The following is a 5,159-nucleotide window of genomic DNA, read 5'->3' on the forward strand; positions in this document are numbered from 1 at the left end:
TAACGGCGGCCTGGCAGCACTGCGCCAAGCCGTGGCAGAGAACAACGTCCCTTGGGATGTGCTTGATATGACCCGCAGCGAGGCCATGGCAGCCTGCGAGGAAGGCCTACTGGAACCGCTTCCCCCGGAGCTGGCCGCCCCGGCGCCAAATGGCACCCCAGCAGCCCAAGATTTTCTCCCCGGCGCCCTGGGGCGTTGCTTTATCAGCCACTCGATCTTTGCCACCGTCGTGGCCTATCGCCGCGACGCCTTCCCCGGACGTCGCCCCACTCGCATCGCTGACCTCTTTGATCAACAGCGCTTCCCTGGTCCCCGGGCCCTTCAGCTCACCCCGGCGGCGAACCTAGAGTGGGCGCTGCTCTCCTACCGGGTGCCCCGGGAAGAGCTTTATCGCCTGCTCAGTACCCGTCGCGGCCTAGGCCTGGCCTTCACCCGGCTGCAAAGCATCGACAATATCCACTGGTGGGAAGCCGGTGATACTCCAGTGCGTCTATTGGAGGAGGGTCAGGTGGTCATGGCCTCCGGCTACAATGGGCGTTTCTTCGCTGCCATGGTGGAGCGCGACCTGCCCATAGAGATCCTCTGGGATGGCCAGTTTCAGGAACACGAAACCTGGGCAATCCCCCGTGGTGCCCCAAACGCTGAGGCGGCGCGAGACTTTATCCGCTTTGCCACCACCAGCGAACGTCAGGCGGAACTGGCTCGGTATATCCCTTATGGCCCAGCGCGACGCTCTGCTGCTATGCAGGTCTCCACCCACCGCGACAGCGGCCTGGACATGCGCTTGCATATTCCCACCCACCCCATCAATGCCCAAGGTGCAGTGGCCAAAGACGAGACATGGTATGCACGTACCCAGGAACGCATCGAAGCTCTGTTTCGTGAGGCGCTATTTCATGAAACCCTGCCGACACAGCAATGAGCATCGTGGCAATAAATGGGCGACCCAGTGTGGTTATTCATGTTGTAAAACATTGATAAGCTTTCCAAATGGGTCACGCACATAAAACCGACGGACACCCCAAGGCTCACTTACCGGCCCGTACTCAATCTCAATCTTTGCCAATTTCACTCTCGCCAAGGCAGTCTCTAAGCTATCCACCTCTATCGATAGGTCTGGCACTGGCGTACCTGAGCCGCCTTCCGACGCCACACTCAACTGAGCGGTCATTTCCTCGCCTGAGCTATAGGTCTTTATCCAGCCATGATCCATCACAAGCTTGAGACCAAAGATAGTCGCATAGAACTTCTCAGCGTCTTCAAGATGCTTGGCAGCAATGTTAGAGACAATACGCTTTACAATCACCTTACCTCCTACCAGCCAGCTCCATGGGATGAGGAATGCTCACCCTATCCCCCCTTTCTCCTTATCTTTCATCTCTTTTTATGCGTAACCATGTAAGGTTAGTACAAGAACAGCCACTAACTGGCATTGCTAAACATATACCGACACGGATGACGCTATGCCAATACCTTTAGCGGCACGTTTGCAGGCACTGGAAAACACGCTGCAACAGGCGAGAATCGCTTACCAATCGCTTGCGCCGACGGCGGACACTGGGCTTGCCCACGATCATGTGTGGGTGCATCGCGATGGCGATGATTGGGTCGCACGGCTGCCCAAGCAGAGCCAAATGAACTTGGCCCCGGCCGACAACTTGGCATATGAAGCCGCGTGCTACGAACGCGCCAGCCAAGGAGGCCAAGTACCCCGCTTGCATGGCATCTTGCCCGTGAGCGATGCCCTGCCGCGTGGCGGGCTGCTGGTCGATGCCATTGAGGGACGGTTGGCGCAGCTGCCGGACGATTTACCACGTATCGCAGAGACTCTGGCAAGCCTACATCGCTTACCGCTACCTGAGCATCCCGAACCACTACTAGCGCCTGCCGACTCATGGCAGGCCATGTGTGAGGAAGTTAGCCGCCAGGCCGAGTGGCTGGAAAAGGCCAACTTGGAGCCCGATGTCATTGCCCGTGTTCGCGATGAGCTGGAGGCACTGCCCACCACGCTGCCCGATGCCGAGCGCTGCTTGATCAGCTTTGATACCCACCCCGGCAACTTTTTGATTACTGAAGAGGGGCGCGCTGTGCTGGTGGATTTAGAGAAGTGCCGTTACGGATTGCCGGGTATTGATCTAGCCCATACCTCGCTTTACACCTCGACCACCTGGGACGTTAACAGCCAGGCAGTGCTTACTCTGGAAGAGGTCGTCGCTTTTTATCAGCGTTGGCAAGCGCATGCGGGTAAATCACCCAGCGCGGAAACGCTGGTCGCCTGCCGACGTGCCACTTGGCTGTGGTCATTAACATGGTGTGCCAAGTGGCGCGCCCAGTATTTGCAACGTAAAGATACCGAGCACCGCGGCCAGGATTGGTCAGCAGAACTCACCGATGCTGACGTCATTGCCCATGTCCGCGACCGGGTCGAGCACTATTTATCACTGCCGATAATTGAGCATGTCCATAATGAACTTCTCCACCTAAAAGAATCTCTATAACCAACTGATTTTACAAGGTGTACCATGAAACCACGCCCCCCCCTAACCACCGCTATCGCCACTGTCATGTTGTCACTGGCGCTGCCCGCCATGGCTGCCCCAGATCCCAATGATTGGGATGCCGTACTGCAAGCCGCCGAGGGTCAAACCGTTTACTGGAACGCCTGGGGCGGTGACAGTCGCACCAACCGCTATATCGCTTGGGTATCCGAACAAATGCAGTCCACGTATGGCGTCGATGTAGAGCATGTAAAGTTAGATGACACAGGTAGCGCCGTTGCTCGTGTACTGGGTGAAAAGCAGGCTGGTAACATGGATGATGGCCGCATCGACCTGATCTGGATTAATGGCGAAAACTTCGCCGCCATGCGCGACCAGGACCTCTTATTTGGCCCCTTTGCCGAATCTCTGCCTAACTTCGCCTTGACTCACCCAGACGAAAACCCAGAAGTGGTGACCGACTTCACGCTGCCGACTGAAGGCTATGAGTCTCCTTGGGGAAAAGCGCAAATCACCTTCTACTACGACAGCGCTCAAACCGAAACACCGCCACAAAGTATTGCGGATCTGCTGGAGTGGGCCAAAGACAACCCTGGCCAGTTCAGCTATCCACGTATTCCCGATTTCACCGGCAGCACCTTTTTAAAACAGGCGTTAATTGAATTATCGAATCAAAATGACGCCCTTTATGCGCCAGTGGTTGAAGCGGAGCTTGCGGAGATCACCGCGCCATTGTGGGATTATCTAGATGAGTTACACCCACACCTATGGCGCAGCGGCCGCAGTTTCCCGGAATCAGGCCCTAACCTGCGCGCATTGATGAGCGATGGCGAGCTCAGTTTAGCCTTCTCCTTCTACCCGACAGATGCCGCTGTCGCGGTGATGGAGTATGAACTTCCCGAGAGTGTGCGCAGCTACGTGCTGGAAGGCGGCACCCTAGGAAACGTTCACTTTGTCGCTATTCCCTATAATTCTCCCCATAAAGCAGGCGCGATGGCGCTGGCCAACTTCCTGCTCTCACCTGAAGCTCAAGCCCAAAAGCAGTCGCTTAGTATGTGGGGCGATCGCACCGTATTGGCAGTTAATCAGTTAGATGAAAACGACAAGGCGCTCTTCGAACAAGGTGAAAGCCATCCATCTGCGCTGCCTGCCGATGCCCTTTCCAATACCCTGGCCGAACCTCATCCCAGCTGGATGACGGCGCTACAGGATGCGTGGCTTCAGCGTTATGGCGTTAATTAATTGATCCTGCGGCTAGCCCCTATACTGCTTATTGCACTTTTGGTTATTCCAGTAAGTGCGGGGCTTGGCATGGTGTTGTTGCCTGCCTTTGGCTATTTACCGGTGCTCGGGGAGGACACATTTCATCTGGAAGCATGGCAAGCCCTATGGGCGCACGCTGGTCTCCACCGCTCCGTACTGCTGAGCTATTTTAGCGGTCTGATCACCGCCTTGGTGGCACTGTTTATCGTAGTGCTGTTTCTGGCGGCTAGCCAAGGCACCTGGATTGACCGTGCCATTCGGCGCATGGTCTCACCGCTACTGGCCATTCCCCATGCAGCCGTGGCCTTTGGCTTAGCCTTTCTGATTGCGCCCTCTGGGTTGCTGGTGCGCTGGGTCTCCCCTGGGCTCACTGGGTGGGAGCGCCCGCCTGACCTGCTGATCGTCAACGACCCGTTAGGGCTGGCGCTAATGGCGGGCCTGATACTCAAAGAAGTGCCCTTTTTGCTGTTGATGAGTTTAGCTGCGCTACCTCAGTTACGTCCTGAACAACGTGTCACCCTGGCGCGCTCGCTTGGCTACGCGCCCGGCATTGCTTGGCTGAAGTGCGTTTTCCCAGCGCTTTACCCACTGATTCGCTTGCCGGTTTATGCCGTTATTGCCTACGCCACTTCGGTGGTGGATATGGCGTTGATTCTTGGCCCCACCCTGCCACCAACGTTGAGCGTTTCGGTGCTCACCTGGTTTAATGACCCCGATTTAAGCCGCCGCTTTATGGCGTCTGCCGGTGCTGTGCTGCAGTTCGGCGTTACCCTGGCGGCACTACTGACTTGGTGGCTTGGCGAACAAGGAATCAAACGTCTCTGCCAACGCTGGTTGGCCAACGGCTCGCGGGCATCAGGGGCAACGGCGATTGCGTTTGGCGGCCGTGCTTTGCTGCTAGCTGTCACTTTGCTAGCGGTCAGTGCGCTGGCCGGGTTGGCACTGTTCTCGGTGGCGGGCTTTTGGCGTTTTCCGGATGCGCTGCCGGGTACGTTCACGCTAGATCATTGGCAGCGCATTCTACCCAACATGGCAACACCGCTGATCAATACGCTGAGTGTGGGGCTAACCGCGACGCTAATCGCCGCGGTACTGGTCGTGGCAACATTGGAGCATGCAGCGCGCTGCCACTTGCCTGCATGGCGTGCTCAGTGGCTACTTTATTTACCGCTCATTGTGCCGCAAGTGGCCTTTCTATTTGGCTTAGTGGTGGCCGCTGAAAGCGTTGCCATTCGACCTCAGCACGCGTTAGTCGTAGCCGGTCACCTACTGTTTGTAGTGCCATATCTCTATTTATCGCTGTCAGAAGCCTACCGGCGGCTGGATCCACGCTGGTTTCAGGTGGCACTATCGCTGGGTGTGCCCCCCTGGCGCGCTTTCTGGCAGGTACGGCTGCCA

The 5,159-nt window shown here is 56.9% G+C and carries 5 protein-coding genes; 4 read left to right on the top strand and 1 reads right to left on the bottom strand.

Going from position 1 to position 5,159, the window contains the following annotated elements; translation table 11 throughout:
- A partial coding sequence (locus INT22_RS05665) for an extracellular solute-binding protein (RefSeq protein ID WP_193067842.1) occupies positions 1 to 922 on the top strand: 922 nt, incomplete at its 5' end.
- Positions 923 to 955: 33 nt separating this feature from the next.
- On the opposite strand, the gene INT22_RS05670 is transcribed toward INT22_RS05665, so the two are convergent.
- A complete protein-coding gene (locus INT22_RS05670; protein WP_193067843.1) occupies positions 956 to 1,306 on the bottom strand; it encodes a VOC family protein in 351 nt (116 codons plus the stop codon).
- 157 nt (positions 1,307 to 1,463) lie between these two features.
- On the opposite strand from INT22_RS05670, the gene INT22_RS05675 reads away from it, so the two are divergent.
- From INT22_RS05675 to INT22_RS05685, 3 genes are all read left to right on the top strand, one after another.
- Entirely contained in the window at positions 1,464 to 2,498 is a 1,035-nt protein-coding gene (locus INT22_RS05675) for a phosphotransferase family protein (protein WP_193067844.1), read from the top strand.
- A gap of 24 nt (positions 2,499 to 2,522) precedes the next feature.
- Entirely contained in the window at positions 2,523 to 3,740 is a 1,218-nt protein-coding gene (locus INT22_RS05680) for an ABC transporter substrate-binding protein (RefSeq protein WP_193067845.1), read from the top strand.
- A partial coding sequence (locus tag INT22_RS05685) for an ABC transporter permease (protein WP_226912439.1) occupies positions 3,741 to 5,159 on the top strand: 1,419 nt, incomplete at its 3' end.

Source organism: Halomonas sp. 3D7M, assembly GCF_014897885.1.
Lineage (GTDB): Bacteria > Pseudomonadota > Gammaproteobacteria > Pseudomonadales > Halomonadaceae > Vreelandella.